14 protein-coding genes are annotated in these 17,780 nt (G+C 48.3%); 3 read left to right on the top strand and 11 right to left on the bottom strand.

All coding sequences use genetic code 11. From position 1 onward, the window contains the following. The 5 genes from FEM55_RS12395 to FEM55_RS12375 all read right to left on the bottom strand — a co-directional run. A partial coding sequence (locus tag FEM55_RS12395) for a RagB/SusD family nutrient uptake outer membrane protein (protein ID WP_138281625.1) occupies positions 1–1,180 on the bottom strand: 1,180 nt, incomplete at its 3' end. Between the two features lie 9 nt (positions 1,181–1,189). Beyond that, complete coding sequence (locus tag FEM55_RS12390) at positions 1,190–4,390, bottom strand: SusC/RagA family TonB-linked outer membrane protein (RefSeq protein ID WP_138281698.1); 3,201 nt, start codon at positions 4,388–4,390, stop codon at positions 1,190–1,192. Positions 4,391–5,081: 691 nt separating this feature from the next. Then, positions 5,082–5,864 carry an SDR family NAD(P)-dependent oxidoreductase gene (locus FEM55_RS12385; protein WP_138281624.1) on the bottom strand — a complete coding sequence of 261 codons (783 nt, stop codon included), beginning with the start codon at positions 5,862–5,864 and terminating at the stop codon, positions 5,082–5,084. A gap of 6 nt (positions 5,865–5,870) precedes the next feature. Beyond that, positions 5,871–6,731, bottom strand: coding sequence for an alpha/beta hydrolase (locus FEM55_RS12380; RefSeq protein ID WP_138281623.1), 861 nt, complete (start codon positions 6,729–6,731; stop codon positions 5,871–5,873). Positions 6,732–6,858: 127 nt separating this feature from the next. Continuing rightward, complete coding sequence (locus tag FEM55_RS12375; RefSeq protein WP_138281622.1) at positions 6,859–8,238, bottom strand: Gfo/Idh/MocA family protein; 1,380 nt, start codon at positions 8,236–8,238, stop codon at positions 6,859–6,861. A gap of 57 nt (positions 8,239–8,295) precedes the next feature. Between FEM55_RS12375 and FEM55_RS12370 the strand changes: the two genes are divergently transcribed. Continuing rightward, complete coding sequence (locus tag FEM55_RS12370) at positions 8,296–8,778, top strand: DinB family protein (RefSeq protein WP_138281621.1); 483 nt, start codon at positions 8,296–8,298, stop codon at positions 8,776–8,778. A gap of 54 nt (positions 8,779–8,832) precedes the next feature. Here the strand turns inward: FEM55_RS12370 and FEM55_RS12365 are convergent, their stop codons facing one another. After that, complete coding sequence (locus FEM55_RS12365; RefSeq protein WP_308420193.1) at positions 8,833–9,474, bottom strand: 3-keto-disaccharide hydrolase; 642 nt, start codon at positions 9,472–9,474, stop codon at positions 8,833–8,835. A gap of 182 nt (positions 9,475–9,656) precedes the next feature. Between FEM55_RS12365 and FEM55_RS12360 the strand changes: the two genes are divergently transcribed. Next, a complete protein-coding gene (locus FEM55_RS12360; RefSeq protein WP_229209215.1) occupies positions 9,657–12,068 on the top strand; it encodes a PAS domain-containing sensor histidine kinase in 2,412 nt (803 codons plus the stop codon). Between the two features lie 20 nt (positions 12,069–12,088). On the opposite strand, the gene FEM55_RS12355 is transcribed toward FEM55_RS12360, so the two are convergent. Together FEM55_RS12355 and FEM55_RS12350 are read right to left on the bottom strand one after the other, a co-directional pair. Next, entirely contained in the window at positions 12,089–12,379 is a 291-nt protein-coding gene (locus FEM55_RS12355) for a GNAT family N-acetyltransferase (RefSeq protein WP_138281620.1), read from the bottom strand. Between the two features lie 215 nt (positions 12,380–12,594). After that, positions 12,595–13,512, bottom strand: coding sequence for a sugar phosphate isomerase/epimerase family protein (locus FEM55_RS12350; protein ID WP_138281619.1), 918 nt, complete (start codon positions 13,510–13,512; stop codon positions 12,595–12,597). A gap of 109 nt (positions 13,513–13,621) precedes the next feature. Here FEM55_RS12350 and FEM55_RS12345 point away from each other — a divergent pair, with 109 nt between their 5' ends. Continuing rightward, complete coding sequence (locus FEM55_RS12345) at positions 13,622–14,116, top strand: VOC family protein (RefSeq protein ID WP_138281618.1); 495 nt, start codon at positions 13,622–13,624, stop codon at positions 14,114–14,116. A gap of 164 nt (positions 14,117–14,280) precedes the next feature. On the opposite strand, the gene FEM55_RS12340 is transcribed toward FEM55_RS12345, so the two are convergent. From FEM55_RS12340 to FEM55_RS12330, 3 genes are all read right to left on the bottom strand, one after another. Continuing rightward, complete coding sequence (locus FEM55_RS12340; protein ID WP_138281617.1) at positions 14,281–15,420, bottom strand: glycoside hydrolase family 5 protein; 1,140 nt, start codon at positions 15,418–15,420, stop codon at positions 14,281–14,283. Positions 15,421–15,600: 180 nt separating this feature from the next. Next, positions 15,601–16,608 carry a sugar phosphate isomerase/epimerase family protein gene (locus tag FEM55_RS12335; RefSeq protein ID WP_138281616.1) on the bottom strand — a complete coding sequence of 336 codons (1,008 nt, stop codon included), beginning with the start codon at positions 16,606–16,608 and terminating at the stop codon, positions 15,601–15,603. 41 nt (positions 16,609–16,649) lie between these two features. Further along, on the bottom strand, positions 16,650–17,774 hold the full coding sequence (locus tag FEM55_RS12330; protein ID WP_138281615.1) for a redoxin domain-containing protein: 1,125 nt from the start codon (positions 17,772–17,774) through the stop codon (positions 16,650–16,652). Positions 17,775–17,780: the final 6 nt, after the last annotated feature.

Below are 17,780 nucleotides of genomic sequence, written 5' to 3'. Positions count from 1 at the left end.
CATAGAGCACCGTGGCATAGAAACGCGGGTCACGGTTGGCGTAAGGACTGGCTTTCTCAACCGGGTTGGTCCAGTTGAATGGCGTTCCGTCCATCATCTCGTAGTCATCCACCAGAAGGCCGATCGGCGTGTTGCCTGCCCAGTTGTGGTAGCCGTTCGGACCGTTGTTCAGACCCGTCTGGCGTGCACCTTCGCTCAAACTCGGCGTAAAGTAGCGGCCAAAGATGATCTCGTTTCCGGCCGATGCGTCCAGGGTCTTGTCTGTGCTTCCGCCCCCCATCGAGATGGAGATGTAGTTCAGCTTGCCCTCCGCAGCACTTACCGGCGCAGTCAGGTTCAGCTTGTAGCCCCGGCTCGCCGTCAGGTCCACGACCGCCTTGGCTGCAGCCTGTGCAGCCTGCCAGCGTGCCTTGCGGTCGCCGGAAAGATACCCCAGAAACTCAGGCTTGGCATAAGCAGCGATCACGCTGGACTTGGCCTTCGCAGTCGGGATGTCGTGCAGGTCACTGGCCGCATACAACAGGATGCGGGATTTAAGTGCCAGCGCAGCTTCTTTGGTCGCACGGCCTTTGACCAGCGTCTTGCCTTCCAGCAGCATGGCCGCACTGTCGGCATTGCTCACAATGAAGCTCACACATTCCTCAAAGGTGTTGCGGGCTACGGCATAATCCTCGTTCAAATCGTATACCTTGGTGATCAGCGGGACAGAACCGTAGTAGCGCACCAGCTGCTGGTAGTAGTAGGCCCTCAGAAAGTAAGCCTCGCCCATCAGCCTGCTTTTCAGCGTCTCATCAGTGAAAGTGGCTGTTTTCAGGTTCTGGATCGCGATGTTGGTCGAGCGTATGCGCTGGTACATCGGGCTCCATCCGTAGGTATCGTCCACCCAGCCCAGGTTGGAAGGGCTCAGACTTCCTTCGTTGACCGTGTTGATGTTGCGGCCCGTATGCGTGAAAACCGCTTCGTCAGTGAGCGAGGCCAGCATCTGCTCGCTGAAACCACCCTGCTGAAGACCGGAGTAAATACCGGTAACAAAGGCCTCTGAAAGTGCGCCGTCGGTCCAGACCTGCTCGCTTGCAATCTCGCTCGGTGGCGTTACGTCCAGAAATTCCGTGTCGCAGGACACCAGCCCGACTGTGGCCAGTGATGCAAAAAATAGTATGCTTTTATAATTCAATTTCATGTTATGATCTTAGAAAGTTACACGTACGCCTGCGTTAAGAACTCTTGACTGCGGATAATACTGTCCGTTTGAAGAAGTGGATTCCGGATCCCAGATCTTGATCTTGTCAATGGTGAAAAGATTCAGTCCGTTTACATAAATCCGCAGATTGCTCAAACCGATCTTGCTTCCTACTTCAGAAGGCAGGTTATAGCCCAGCTCAATGTTTTTAAGACGCAGGTAATTGTTGCTTCTGATGAAATAAGTGTTGGCGCCGGCAATATCATTGTTTGTATAATAAGTATTGTTACGGTTGGCCAGACGCGGATCTACAGAACTTGGATTGTCAATGGTCCAGCGGTGATCGTACGCATATTTCAGGAAGTTTCCGATATCGCCGGATTCTGTCTGACCGATGTACTGAAGACCGCCCATGGTTCCCTGGAACAAAATGGCCAGGTCAAATGCCTTGTATCCGAAGTTGAAGTTTGCACCTCCTGTGAAACGCGGACGGTTGGTTTTGTCAGAACGAAGTCTGTCATCAGCTGTGATTTTGCCATCCGGTTTGAAATCCGGTCCCGGGCCGCCGATGTCCTTGAACTTCATATCACCGGGACGAAGCGACCCTGCAATAGCGCTGTAATCAATGGTGTTGGCATCAATTTCTGCCTGATCCTTGAAAACACCGTCGTACTGATAAGCCAGGAATGAATTGTAAGGCATACCGGTTGTCTGCTGGTATGGCGGGTTGCCCGGCGTTTCATCCCAGAATTTGATCTGGTTTTTGGCATAACCTCCGTTTACACTCACAGAGTAAGTAAAGTCATTTACGCTTCCGTCATATCCGATTTTGAATTCCCATCCTTTGTTCTGCAGTTTTCCAAGGTTCTGAGGAGGAAGCTTGCCGTCGATACCCGCAGATGAAGGCGTGGAACCGGTTTTCGGGATCAGGATATTGGAACGGTTATTCACAAAATAGTCAAACTCGAAGTAAACCTTGTCGCGGAACAGCGTTCCTTCAATACCGAAGTTGCTGTTGTTTGCTACTTCCCAAGTAAAGCTGTTGTTTGCTACACGTGATTCAAGAAGCGTCTTGGCAACCTGATCGTTGATCACGTACTGACCAAATCCCATTGTGGAAAGGTACTGGTATTCAGCAAGGATTTCGGTTCCGAGGAAGTAAGGCTCCGCTCCCATCTGTCCCCACGATCCGCGCAACTTCACATTGTTCAGGAAGTTGATGTTGTTTTTCCAGAATTCTTCTTCCGAAATTCTCCATCCGGCAGAAATACCCGGGAAGAAACCGAAACGGCCGTCTTTTGGAAATACATAGGAACCGTCTACACGCCAGAGAAATTCAGCCAGGTATTTTTCTTTGAAGTTGTAACCTGCACGACCGAAATAGCTCAAACGGGCACGCTGGTAAAGATCGGTGTTGTTAAGGGTTGTACCGTTTAATGTAGCTGTTCCCGAGTTTCCGATATTCTGCTCAGGCGTTCCGCCGGCAAACAGCTGATCCACGATCGGTGATACAAAGTAGCGGCGGTATGCAAAGAAACCGTCGGCATCCACTTTTTCACGCTGAATACCAGCCATTACATTGAAGTTATGCGACCCAATCGATTTTTCATACGAAACCTGACCGGTAAGCTGTATGGAAAGTTCCTGCGATGCAGTTTCGGTAAGGCGCGGATCATTGAATGTAGAACGAACCGAGCCGGTCAGCAGCGGGCTTGTTCCATCGGCTTCAAAGGATGTTTTGTCCCAGTAATACAAAGTCCACGGTTTCTGAAACGATTTCTGACGACGTACCTGCTTGTCCACAGCAGCCATGGCAACTACTTTCAGACCGGTTACGCCCGGAACAAGAATTTCAAGCGTTCCGTTGGTCTGGATATAATCCCTTTTGTCATTGTTATAACCGGTTGTATTGGTCGTAATCACAGCGGGGTTTTGTCCGTTTTCGATATCCGGACCCGGACGTCCGTCTGGCCAGATGGCAATTTCAGTCGGCTTTCCGCGCATCAGCATACGGAAAATATCACCGGCGCCGCCGCCATTCGGAAAACGGCGATCTTCTTCACGTAATGCTATTCCAAGATTTGCATTTACATATTTATTGATTTTGGTATCCAGATTGACACGCATGTCATATTGCTTGTAACCTGTTGCGGAGTTGATATAATTCCCCTCCTGATTGATGTGTCCCAGTGACGCGAGGTAACGGATATTTTCGCTTCCGCCCGTCAACTGAAGATTGTGGCGTTGCTGTGGTGCCCATTTCCGGATTACCGAGCCGTACCAATCTGTATTCGGGTGCAGTAAAGGATCAGAACCGTTGCTGAATTTATTGATATCATCCGGTGTAAAGACCGAATTCAGCACGTTTCCGTTATCTGTTCTTTTGTAGGTTCCGTTTGTATTGAAGCCTTGCAAGGCACCACCCCATTGTCCTACCGGAAGGTTGTCATAAATCTGCAACTCGTTACGGATTGTTGCATATTCCTGCGCACTCGACATGGTTGGTGTGCGGGTTGGCTGGGACATTCCCAGGTTAAGGTCATAGGCAAGTTGCGGCTTGCCCGATTTTCCGCGCTTGGTTGTGATCAGGATTACCCCGTTTCCTGCACGCGAACCGTAAATAGCAGCCGCGGCATCTTTCAGAACGGAAATACTTTCAATGTCAGCAGGATTGATACGGTCCAATCCACCGCTACGGTTGGGAACACCGTCCACAACGATCAGTGCATTGCTGTTACCCAGCGAGTTCGTACCCCGGATACGGATCGCTGATCCGTCATAGCCCGGCTCACCGCTGGACTGTACGGCAGAAACGCCCGGAAGACGGCCGCCCAATGTATTGGAAAGGTTGGCAGCCGGCGCTTTCTGAAGTTCCGCTCCTTTTACAGCTGTAACCGAGCCGGTAAGGGTAGCTTTCTTTGCCGTTCCATAACCCACAACCACTACTTCTTCGAGTGCTTTGGTATCGGAAAGCATTTTTACATCCAGATTGGTCTTATTGCCCAATGGTATTTCCTGGGTAACGTAACCGATAAAGGAAAATACCAGGGTACTTGTTGCAGGCGCATTCAAGGTATAGTTACCCTCCAGATCGGTAACCGTACCGACCGATGTTCCTTTTACCACCACACTTACTCCCGGCAATCCCTGCGTCTGCTCATCGTTTACTTTCCCTTTCACCGTAACATCCTGAGCAAATGCCGCAGTCATGACACACATGGTCATTAAAAGCGAAAATAAGTACCGGGTTGAGGTCCGGTCCCTGCTGATTTTAAAAATCCCCATAGATTGCTTGATTGTAAATAGTTAAAAAATAATAAAAATTAAAAAAATCCTATTTGGTCCATTGTTCACTTTTTGCTGTCATGTAGGCTTCATAAAGGTTTAGTGTCTATTTTACACAATTAATTAAACTAAAAAAACGAAATGTCCAATTCTGCCGTAGCCGCAGTGATTACCGTAAAAATTTTTGTAATAAATAAAGGAAATCAGGTGTGATTTGAGCCTTGCGCTGAAAATTACCGGCTCAGATCTGATCTGGATTGCAATGATCCATCTGTACAAAAAGATATGAAATTATTTACATAAACAAGCAATCGCGTTTTTTGAATATGCTTTCTTGGAAAAGAACAAGTATTAAAGGATGATTAACGCTTGTATAATGATGGGAGGCAATAAAATAAAATGATTAACAGACTTAAGTTGATTTTATCAATTCTGTTCCCGCCTTTTGCTTTCAAATCCCTGAACAAAGCAAAATCTTCCATGCTGTCTTAATAACTACAAACTTTACTATTTTATTATATTTAAAAAAGAAATATTTACATTTTAAATTTTTTGTATATACTTAGGGTTACTTCTGCTTTCGTCTTCTTTGCACAAATCCTGATAAATTACAATTTCAGCGCGCAGTCCAGCCACCGTCAACGGTCAGAATAGACCCCACCATATAACTTGCAGCTTCGCTGGAAAGAAAAATGGCGGCGCCCTGAATTTCCCGTAAATTGCCCCAGCGCTGAAGTGCCGTTGTGTTCAGGATTTTCCTGGCTTCCTCGCTGTCTGCCATCGGAAGATTCATTTCGGTAAGGAAAGGACCCGGACAAATTGCATTGACCAGAATGTTAAAAGGGGCGAGTTCCAGCGCCAGCGCACGCGTCATCTGTACAACGGCTCCTTTGCTGGAAGTATAAGGCGTGCGGTTTTCCAGCCCGACCAGCCCGAGCGTACTGGCCAGATTAATGATCCTGCCGCTTTTCTGCTGCTTCATATAAGGCGTAACGGCACGCGAGGAAAGCCACGTGCCGTTTACATTCACATTCATGACATGGTTAAAATCTGCAGGAGAAAGCGCATCAATTGCACCGCGGATGTTAATACCGGCACTGTTGATCAGAATATCGATTTTCCCGAAAGTTTCTGCGGCGAATGCAGCCATGCCATCCGCTTCTTCCACATTCGTAATGTCGGCTGCACAGGCAATGATGCGCGTTCCATACGATTCGCCAAGTGCAGCCGCACTCGCCTGCCCTTCTGCCGCGTTGCGGTTTACAAGCATTACATCGGCTCCTGCAGAAGCCAGCCCGGCCGCCATGGCAAAGCCAAGCCCTTTGGAACCGCCTGTGATCACGGCTGTTTTTCCCGTCAGATCAAACTGTCTGATGCCGGGAAGTAGCTCTTTATTCATGTGTGATTAATATTGATGAAATGCCTGCGATACAAACTCCAGCACCGTTGGCAGCGATGCACGCCAGTAAGTCCAGTTATGCGCACCGTCGCGGATACGAAATTCGTGCGGGATTTCTTTTTTGCGGAGTGCAATGTGCACAAGGCTGTTTCCTTCGTACAGAAAGTCATCGTCGCCGCAGTCTATAAACCAGCGCACTGCTTTTTTCTGATCATCCGGCATGTTATTGATAAGCGCCAGTGCACTATGTCTGTTGTAATAAGAAGCAACGGTTGAATCCTGCACGTTCGGATTGTTCCTGAGCAGGTTCTTTTTCGCATCTTCCATTGTAATCGGACCGGTGGAGGCACTCAGCGGACATGCGGATGAAAACAGCTCGGGATGATGCAGGGCGTACATGAAGCTGCCGCCTCCGCCCATGGAAAGCCCGGCTACGGCGCGGTACTTCTTTTCACCCTTGATCCGGTATTTCTTTTCCACAAACGGCATCAGTTCCTGAAAAAAGAAATCTTCATACGGCCAGTCGCCTTTTACATCGTTGAAATAGCCTCTTCTGCCCGTATCCGCATCGGGCATGACAATGATCATCGGCGTTGCCGTGCCTTCACGAATGGCCTTGTCCGCAATATTAAGCACTTCGCCGAACTGCACCCAGCCCGTATGGTTGTCACCGGCACCGTGTAAAAGATAAAGTACCGGATAACTTCTTTCGGAAGTCGCATAATCGGGCGGCAGGTAAATGGCAAATTTTCTTTCCGATTTTAACAGTTTGCTCGGAAGCGACAAATTGTCCAGCACTTTGCCGGACTGGGCAAATGTGCAAACGGAAGTTACAAAAAACAGGCAGGAGAATACGACGGATTTCATTATCGGTGATTTGGATTTTGTTTCTGACCGTATAAAGTTTCCGGCGCGGGAATTTCTACTTCCTGTGTTTTATGCGAACAGGGATGCCAGTTATGATTTTATACTACACACAACCGGTTTGAACGGCTTATTTTTTCTTCAGTTTCATCTCCACCGGATCCCAGTGAATGACTTTTCTGGAAAAATAGCTTTCGTTGCACGCCAGTACCGGTGCAGCGGCTCGATAGCCGAAAACGGGATCTTCAACGGTACCGAGGCTGCCTTTTTTCACATTGTCGAAGAAATCACGAAAGTGACTGGCATGTGCATCATCGTCTTTCGGTGCTTCAAATTTTATTTCCTTTACAGGTTCTGCCTTGCGGGTTTCCTGTGGAAACTGCGTATCGTACTGTTTTTTAAACTCTTTTTGCTCGCTTTCCGAAAAAGTATTGTAACTGTCATATCCGCCGAAACCGGGTGCTTGGGGCAGTTTTCTTTTGGTTAGTACCAAATGGTCTTCCGTAAATTCCAGCTGTCCTTCGGTTCCGATTATTCTTGTATTGTTGGCAATGGCACCGGCATTCGCAAAATTCACTCTCAGTACCATCTGAAAACCGGCATTAACTGCTGTTTTGGGATAATCCAGAATGGAAACCATTACATCGGGAACATCGCGGCCATCTTTCCAGTAACTCAGTCCGCCGGAGGAAAAGATGCGCTCGGGACCGAGTGAATTGGTCACGAAATGAACACCGGTAATCAAATGCACATACAAGTCGCCTGCAACGCCCGTACCGTAATCCCGGTAATTCCGCCATCTGAAAAAACGTTTGGCATCAAAAGGCACTTTCGGCGCGTCGCCCAGAAAAGTGTCCCAATCCAGCGTTTTCGGAGAAGCATCCGTCGGGATGGAGTAATTCCATGCGCCGATGGCATTAAAGCGGTCGTTATTGGATTCGACATAATTGATTTCCCCGATTTCGCCCGCCTGATACAATCTTTTCACTTCTTTGAACGCCGCCGAACTGATGCTCTGGCTACCGATCTGCATGGTTTTACCGGATTTTTTCCAGGCTTCGATCACAGACGGCCCTTCCTGAATATGATGCACCATGGGCTTTTCACAATACACGTGCTTTCCCGCTGCGAGCGAAGCTTTGGTGATGTGGTCATGCCAGTGATCCGGCGTCACCACGAGTACGGCGTCAATGTCTTTTCTTTCCAGAATCTGCCGGTAATCACGGGTTGTGAAAATGGCTTTTCCGAACAGCTCTTTCACACGTGTGAGCCGTCCGTCGTACAGATCCGCTGCTGCCACAAATTCCGCATCCGGCGTTCCCCGCAAAGCGGCTTTTGTATCACTGTGTCCCTGAATGCCCATTCCGATCGTTGCAAACCGGATTTTATCATTGGGACTGATTTTTTTGAAATCCTTGATAATGCTGAAAGGCTTGGCAATGCTTTCGGTAGCCAGCAATGCCGAAGCAGCCGTAACGCTTTTGATAAAATGCCTGCGATGAGGATTCATGATGAAAATGGCCGGATTTGAGAACAATTACAGTAAACTAAAATAAGCATAATTGCTATGGAAAATGATCAGCAACAAAAATTAATCAGTGAACTGGTATTTTTAATTGAAAAAGGGAATGCGCACGTATCCATGGAAGATGCCGTTGCCGGACTCCCCGCGAACATGCGTACCGTAATTCCCGAAAACCTTCCTTACAGCATTTGGCAGCTCATCGAACACATCCGGATTGCGCAGAAGGATATTCTTGATTTCTGTGTTTCCGAAGATCATGAAAAACTGGCCTGGCCGGACGATTACTGGACCGAACCGGTGGAACATATTGACGACCAGACATGGGAAAATGCCCTGAACGAGATCAAACAGGAGCGCCAGCGTTTTTTCGACCTTCTTCAAGATGAAAAGACGGACTTGTTCAGCCCGATTGAATGGGGCGACGGCCAGACGATTTTGTGCGAGGCCATGCTGATCGCAGACCACAATGCTTATCATACGGCTGAAATTGTCGTTATCCGCAGAATGCTTGGATGCTGGCGTTAATAGTTACCGTGAGATGCTTTTTGTAATATGTTCCGGTGATGATTTTATGGATTTTCAGAGTTCTTTGATGTAAATGTCTTTATAGGCAATAAGGGCTTTTCCTCCGCCGTGAACCTGAAAGGCAATCAGTCCTTTCTGCGGAATGGATTTGTCCGGCTCTGTGTAATCCACGGTTTGCGTGCCGTTAAGAAAAATACGGATGTGCCCGTTCTCGCTTCTGATTTCATACTCGTTCCATTCATTGGGTTTCAGGATTTTTTTGACCGTCGCGGAATCCGGCCCGATCAGCGTTTTGTTTCTTCTGGATTCGTCATAAAGGCTCGCCCAGTAACCATTTCCCAGGTCTGCCTGATATCCGATCATTTCATAGGCTGGGTCCTTGGCTCTTACGCTGTGAAACTGAACGCCGCCGTTGATAAAACCTTCTGTACCGGAAAATTTGAATTTCAGCTTCAGAATATAATTGGCGTAGCTTTTGCGGGTACAGATGAACTCATTATGCGGAACCATTTCCGTCAAAGATCCGCCCGTTAGTGCCTGATCGACAATTTTCCACGTTTTGGCCGTATCACCTTCCCAGCCGTTGAACGTCTTGCCATCAAAAAGCGCAACCTGTGCGCAGGCAGTAAAGGCAGCGCTGCTCATTACAACCGAAAAAAGGGCAATAGCAACAGATTGAGGTATTTTCAATTTCATATGTTCCTATGGTTGGCAAAAGGAAAAGTTTCTTTTAAAACAAAAGTCTGCCGGTTTCAAACTTTACTATATGTGCCCGGCATATGCATTATAATTAATATCAGTATTTTTACTGAAAATAATTGTTTGTCCTGCGCTTGTTACCGATTATACAAGCCAAAGTATATGCAGATCATTCTGAAATGAAAATTAGCAAAACAATCAACGGCCATGAGCATGATCTGCTGGTCGCTATCGAAAGATTTGAACTGGTTGCAAAAGCCACACACGATGTAATATGGGACTGGGATCTTGAAAAAAGTACCGTATGGTGGAACGATGGCATGCAGCACATCTTCGGATATGATCCCGGCCAGATCAGTACGGGCCCGGATTGCTGGTTCGACAGGATTCATCCGGACGATCAGGATAAGGTAATCAGGAAAATTTACTTCGTCATTGATCAGGGCCAGGCAAACTGGTCGGATTTCTATCGTTTCAGACGCGCTGACGGTTCATACGCCCATGTGCATGACCGGGGTTACACCATTCAGTCCAACGGCAAGCCCATCCGGATGGTCGGATCCATGATGGATATTACCGAACAGCTGAAATCCGAGCAGGCGCATAAGGAAAGCGAGGAAAACCTGAAATTCGCCATGCTAGCAGCCAATCTGGGAACATGGAACCTGGACCCGGTTACCAAAATGCTGCTCTTTGACGAACGCTGTCTCGAACTGTACGGAAATCCTGACGATGAATTCCTGAGTTATGAAACAGTGCTGAAATACATCCACCCCGAAGATCGGGAACGGGTTGTTTCAGCAGTTGCAAAAGCGCTGGACCCCGAACTAAAAAAGGATTATGACGTTCGTTACAGAACAATCGGTGCAACCGACGGGATACTGCGCTGGCTCCATTGCAAAGGAAAAGCCTATTTTGATAACCATAACCAGTCTTACCGCTTCGCAGGTGTGAGCCGTGACATCACGGATGAAGTTGCTACCCAGCAGAAAATCCTTTGGGCAGACCAGCAGGCTGCCATGACCATAGAAGGCTCCGGCGCCGGTTCCTTTTTTATTACGCTGAATTCGGATGAAATCATTTATTCTCCGACCATGGCCCGAATACTGACGGGCACTGAAAATAAACAGATCACGCGGGATATATTTATAGACCACATTCATCCGGATGATGTACAGACGCGGCTGGACGCCTATGCAGAAGCAGAGCAGACCGGCGAACTCAGGTATGAGGCACGTTTTATCTGGGACAACGGATCGGTGCACTGGATCCGGGTCATTGGCAGGAATTTTTATGACAGCGCTGGCAGAGCCATTTCACTTTCCGGTATCGTCATGGATATTACAGACCGGATCGAATCGGAACAGAAAATCAAGACCAGTGAAGAACACCTGCGGACTTTGATCGAGCAGGCGCCTGTGGCCACGTCACTGTTTGTCGGGAAAGATCTGATCATTGACATTCCCAACGAAGCCATGCTGAAATTGTGGGGAAAAGGAAATTCGGTCATCGGAAAGCCTTTGCGCGAAGCATTGCCCGAACTGGAAGGCCAGCCATTTCTGGCTATCCTTGACAACATTTTCCAGACCGGAGAAGCCCATTCCGAAAAAGGTGCACGCGGCGATATTGTTATGGACGGCGTTCTGCAAACGTTCTACTACGACTATACTTACAAGCCGCTCCGGAATTCCGAAGGGGAAATCTATGCCATTCTGGATATGGCAGTAGACGTCACGGAACAGGTGAAATCTTTGCAGGCGCTTGAAAAAAGCGAGGAACGTTACAGGCAGCTTGCCAGTGAACTGGAAAGAAGGGTTCAGCAACGGACCGAAGAACTGCACAGGGCTAATACAGAACTGATCAACTCCAACAATAATTTGCAACAGTTTGCCTATGCTGCCAGCCACGACATGCAGGAACCGTTACGGAAAATTCAATCTTTCAGTTCCCGGCTGCAAAGTATATATACAAAGCAACTGGACGAAAACGGTGTTTTTATGCTGGGCCGCATTCAGGACGCGTCCAAACGAATGTCCATGATGATTGACGACCTGCTGACTTATTCCAGGCTCACAACGCGCGAAGTCGAATTTGAAGCTGTTCCGCTAGAAAAAACGGTAAATGCCGTCCTGGCCGATCTGGAAATTTCGATTCAGGAGCAGGGAACGCACGTAACGGTGGAATCCTTGCCGGAAGTCTGGGGCAACCGGCCGCAGCTTACACAGCTTCTGCAGAATCTCATCAGCAATGCCATCAAGTACAGGCAGCGCGATCAGGTTTCTGTTATTAAAATCAGCGCCCATGACGCGGATGCATCCGAAATGGCCGATATTCCTAGAATACTTGCAGCACATTCCTATACATGCCTTGAAATCAGCGACAACGGAATCGGATTTGATGAAAAGTTTCTGGACCGGATTTTTCAGATGTTTCAGCGCCTGCACGGAAGAGGCGAGTTTTCAGGTTCCGGCATCGGACTGGCATTGTGCAAAAAAGTAGTTCAGAACCATTACGGTCACATAACAGCCCGAAGCGAACTCGGAAAAGGCTCAACTTTTATCGTATACCTTCCGAAACCGGCCAAAAAATAACCCGCTGTTTTACAAACGGGTTATTTTTTCCATACATCCTTGTACTCGTCCGGATGCCGCTTGAACTGAACATGCACGTATTCACATAAGGGAACAACCTGCAGATCATGCGTTCTGGCGTAATCCACCATGGCATCCAGCATTTGTTTGGCCAGCCCTTTTCCTTCCATTTCGGGGACAACTTCGGTATGATAAACTGTCAGCGCAGTTTCACTGAGGCCAACGACCATTTCACCTGCTTTTTTATGGTTTTCTTCTATGTAAAAAGCACCGCGCCGGCCATTGCTCAGATCAAATTTGACTTCACTCATATTTGTTTTGGTTAAATCCGTTAAAAAACTTTCAAACAAAAAAGAAATTGCCTGCATCCATTCAGGAAACAGGCAAATGATGCATTTTATTACAAATTCGGCAGCTGTCGGCAATCTGCTCCGGGCTGTCAGGATTATAAAGTATTTACTTATAGTTCATTACAGAAATTTGTAATCTCAACTAATTTTCAGCAATTACTTCCTGTCATTTACGCTCAGGAAATTCCTTCAGTAACCTTTTTCATTTTGGCCAGTCCCGTCTTTGCAACCACCAGTGCATCCTGTGCATAGTAATTTTTATTGAAGACCTCAAAAGACAGGATTACGGGCCTTTCCGGATTCACAAGCGTTTTCATCAAATCTTTGAGCGGGGCTACGCCGTCTCCGGCATAAACCCGGTCGGCATCCGTAATGGCTTCGCGTGCAGGCGTTGCGGGGTAATCGTTGATATGGAATATTTCAATCAATGGCTTGCCGACCGCCTTCACGCTTTCGCTTCCCGAACCGCCTTTGTGCAGATGATAAACGTCCATCAACAGCCGTGCGGAAGGATGGCCGGATTCAACGGCAACGTACAGGATTTCCCCTACCCGGCTCAGGTTTTTGGAAAAACCCCAGAGTTCAAGATGCGGTACTACACCGGTTTTATCGCCAAGTTCCAGAATCGTACGGTACCGTTCCGCCACTTTGGCCAGATCAAGCGAATCGCCGGTTGTGGCACCCATCGGCGGAGCGGCAATACGCGGACAACCGATCTGCGCAAGCTGCTCCATTTCCATTTTCAGTTGATCGATTGCTTTGACCCGTGCCGTATTGTCATCCACAATCCAGGTAGCAAACCCGATCGCATCTTCCACTTTCAGCCCCAGATCATCAATAATGCGTTTGGCTTCCGCGAGCGTGGCCCCTGTTTTCAGAAAATCCTGCAACGTATTGACCCAGATTTCAACCGATCCGTATCCTGCTTTGGCCGCCACTTCCAGCTCTTTTCTGAATCCCAGCTGATGCCCGCGCAGGGTACTCATATTAAGTGCATAAATAAACGGCTGCTCTTTGTTCCGGGTCGTTTTGGCAGGCAATAACTCCGCACTGGAAATAGCTAGAATAGACGACAGTGCTTCTCGGCGCTTCATTCGTTTGATATCTGGTTGAAAGGTGATTTATTTGTAAAGACGTAACCGGGAATTATTTACCGCCACATCCTGTAAATTCATTGTCAAATCCTGATTAATAAACCTATTTATGGAACTGGAAAACTACAAAGTGCCGGCACAAACACAAATCGGACATGTGCATTTAAAAGTAGCTGATCTGGAAAGGTCGCTCGGTTTTTACTGCGGACTGCTGGGTTTTGAGGTCATGGCACGGTACGGCGAACAGGCCGCTTTTATATCAGCCGGCGGTTATCATCACCATATCGGACTGAATACCTGGTACAGCAAAGGTGCTCCTGCCGCTTCCCAGTACGGCGTCGGGTTGTTTCATACGGCCATACTTTACCCCACCAGAAAGGACCTGGCCATTATTTTTGACAGACTGCAAAAGGCAGAATACCCGCTTTCCGGCGCCAGCGATCACGGCGTTTCCGAAGCATTGTATCTCAACGATCCGGACAATAACGGCGTGGAACTTTACTGGGACCGGCCAAAGGAAAAATGGAATTTTCTGCCTGACGGCACCGTAGAAATGTACACCAAAGCCCTCAACTTTCACACCTTGCTGGCCGAACTGAAGTAAAAGCTTGTTTCAAATTCAACCCTACCGTCGGACTGAGCAAAGCAGAAGTCCGTTCAAATGCGCAAACCAGATTCTGACTGCGTTCCAGTTGACAATCCATGACAACAAATGACTATAAATTCCCAAATTCCCTTTCAACTCACGTTAAACCAAACTGTCCGAAATCAATACTTCATCAGCAACGTCAGCAGCTTGCGGTCCAGCTTATGGCCGTGCCAGTCTTCGTAACGGACATCTTCACGCCTGGAATCCAGGACACCGAAATCACCGGCAAATTCCCAAAGTGAAAACCCGATTCCGTTGGTAGTCAGAATATCCAGCACATCACCAAACCAGGCCAGAAAAACGGCATGCGGCGTTTTGTTCCAGCAGCCGCACTCGCCGCAGTGCACGCCAACGCCTTTTTGCACCAGTTCAATCCAGGGCTTGTAAAACTTTTCGAGCATGGCGCGGCTGAGGTACTGGTCACCAACTTGTCCCGGCCATTTTGGTTCCGGAATGTTTTCCGTATCCTTCATCGCCCACGGCGCCTTGTAATGCGATATAATGCCCGGATGGTACCCGCGGCAGCTCTGGGCAATATCCAGATCGGCAATTTCAGGAATAACGGAAGTTCCTACGTCGTTTCCGTCTGCAATGATCAGGTGCATGGGATTTTCCCTGCGGATGGCTTCGGATGCGGCCAATGCAAGTTTCCGGTAAACCTCACCCGGCACCGATGTTCTTTTGGAATGCTGATCGTTCATATCCTCGCGCATACTTGGTTCGTTGAGCAGGTCAAAACTGATCTTTTTGGAAGAGACGTTCTTGTATCTTTTTGCCCACATGTTCCAGTGAAAACAAAATGCATCCAGTGCTTTCTGATCGGTCCAGAGATTGTAAGGCTCGTTAAATCCTGCATTTACGCAATAACCGGGCGCTCTGTGAAGGTTCAGGCTGACGTGCATGTTGTATTTATGCGCGGCGGAGACAAGCTTGTCTATACGCTCCACAGCCTGTTCATCAATCTGGTAAACTTCATCCGGTGTAATGTTGCGGCTCCGGTCAAATTTCAGATAGGCCGGATACGCCATCGGGATTCTGACAAAATCAAATCCCCAGTCGCTCATCCATTTGAGTTGCTCTTCAGTTGTAGCCTTGCGGCCTGATGAAGGATCAGGCGAGAAAAAATCGAGCAGGTTAAATCCTTTCCATTTGGGCAGCTTGTTCTTGGCCTCGGGATTCGGAAAGGTAAAAGGTGAAGTAACAGCGGCACTGGCTGCAACCATCATTCCCGTGTTTTTTATAAAAGTTCTGCGCTGCATGGATTGCACATGTTTGGTTGTTACTTTTTATAAAATACAACCGGCGCATCATTTTACTTGGCTGTAATCCGCAGTTTATGCGAACCGGCCGCTCTGATTCAAATTGGAATAAACGGAAATTCTGTACCCGTGTATTTGTCTGCACGATTTTCAAAGAAAACCATGCAGACAAAACGAAATCTATGCGCCTAACGCCTTGCGTGCATATTCCACACATTTTGCGGTTTCCTTCACGGCATCGGAGCCGGCGGGTATTTCGTATTCCAGTTCTATAGTTGCAGGAAATTTGTATTTTCTGGCTCGCATCAGTTCGAGTGCTGCCGTAATCGGCGTGTCGCCTTGTCCCCAAGGCAGGTTTGCACCGCCGTTTTCTTTTGATTTCCTGTCTTTTACATGCATGCTGACAATATGCTCGTGCTTGGTTTCGATCAGCGGAAGCGGATCAAAGCCGGCTGCAACATAATGCCCCATATCAAAATTCATGGCGTTGTATTTGGACTGTCCGAGCGCCACGTCCCACCAGGTCGGCGTTTGCTGCGTGTGTCCGTGATAGCCGACATAAACCTTGTTTCTGGCAGCAATATCGCCCAGCCGTTTGGTCTGAGCAGGATCGGTCGGCAGTTCAATATTGGCCTGGTTTGCGCCAAGCGCTTTTGCAGCACGAAAAGCATAATCCGCCTCTATATCCGTATTGTTCACGCCAAGTGCCGACGGTTTGAACGCATAGATGCTTACGCCGGCATCGTTGTACATTTTGCGCAGCTGAATGAATTTGTCCATCGGCACTTTTGCACGCCATTCCGCCATTTTGGCCATGTGTTCTGCCTGTGCTGCTTTTTGTTCGGGCGTCAGTTCCGGGCGCTGGCCGTTGGCTGCAGGCGTCATGTTCGGGCGTGGCGGTGCCTCAGGTGCACCGGCAAACAGTTCGGCAGTCGGACCCATGAGTTCAATTGCGCTGACGTTGCAGTCGATGCAGTATTTCAGAATGTCCTCGGCGCTTCCGGGAAGGCTCCGCCATGAATATGTAATGGCTCCGATCTGCACGCCGTTAAACAAAGAGTTAGGCTTGCCGAGCCGTTTGATGTACGCAGGCATTCCGAATGTCGGTACGGATACAAGTGCAATTCCGGTTGCTGCCAATGCCGCTTTGCCGAAGAACGCACGTCTTGAAATTTCTTGACTGTTCATTTTTACAGGTTAAAAGTTTTTTACAGAAACAGATCCGCGGCTTAATAGTATCTGCCTACATATTTATTTTCCACAATCAGTTTTTTCATTTGGTGCGGATCGATCGGCCCTTGTTTGGCATAAACAATTTTGCCGCCCGGCTCCACGAGCAAAGTATAAGGCAAAGCGCCCTGCCATTTCGGGTCCACGGCCTCGATCAGTTTGTATTTGTCTTCCACACTGAAAATGTAATTCTTGTTGGAGGCAAATTTTCCCTGAAGAAATTTGAGTGCTTTCGGCTTTTTATCCGGATTGTCGGCACTGATGGAAATGAATTCGAAATCGCGCTGGCGGTATATATGGTGCATGGTCATAAAATCAGGAAACTCGGTTACACACGGTCCGCACCAGGTTGCCCACACGTTGATCAGCCTCAGTTTGTCCGATTTGTTCTGAATCAGTTCTTTAAGTCCGGCTTCGTCAATGGATTCCAGCGTTACGGGTTCTTTGGCCCAGGCTGCCTGCTCGTCCTGCACGCCATGTTCCTTGGAAATCCATTTCATGGAACAGCCGAAGGTTTTGGTCGTGGGTACCGGAACGGGCTTGCCGGCAACAAGTGCTTCTATTGCATTTCTGGCATCCGTATTTTTAGGCGTTCCCGAGGGTTTTTCCACGTCATCGATCCTTCCGTTGTACTGCAGTTTTCTGTCCTTGTCAAAAATGAAGATGTGCGGCGTGGCAACAGGACCGTAAGCCAGCGCTGTTTTCTGATCGTCGCCGTCGAAAAGGTACGGGAAATTATAGGCCATGTCTTTTGCGCGCACTTTCATTTCTTCGTAGGTGTCGCTGAGGTCCGTATAACCGAGTTCATCCAGCCGGATCGCTTTCGGGTCATTGGACGAAATAGCCACAACCGCCACTTTGCTTGCCTTGAAGTCGGAAGTCAGTTTCTTGATCCTTTCTTCGTAAGCCTGCGCCGTGGGACAATGGTTGCAGGTAAATACAATGGCAAGAACCGGAGAAGCGGCAAAGGTTTTCAGGGTATATTTTTTTCCGTCAATGCCCGTCAGGTTAAAATCCGGTGCCTGGGCTCCGATTTTCAACGTCTCCGGCTGTTCGGCATGCAAAACGTGGATGGATGCGGCGAAAACAAAAAGTACCAGCATAATTCGGCAGCAGGCGCGCATATGTTT

Origin of the sequence: Dyadobacter sediminis (assembly GCF_005860765.1) — a bacterium.
Classification (GTDB): domain Bacteria; phylum Bacteroidota; class Bacteroidia; order Cytophagales; family Spirosomataceae; genus Dyadobacter; species Dyadobacter sediminis.
Note: the sequence above shows the minus strand (reverse complement) of the source record. Positions and strands in the feature narration are given on the sequence as shown.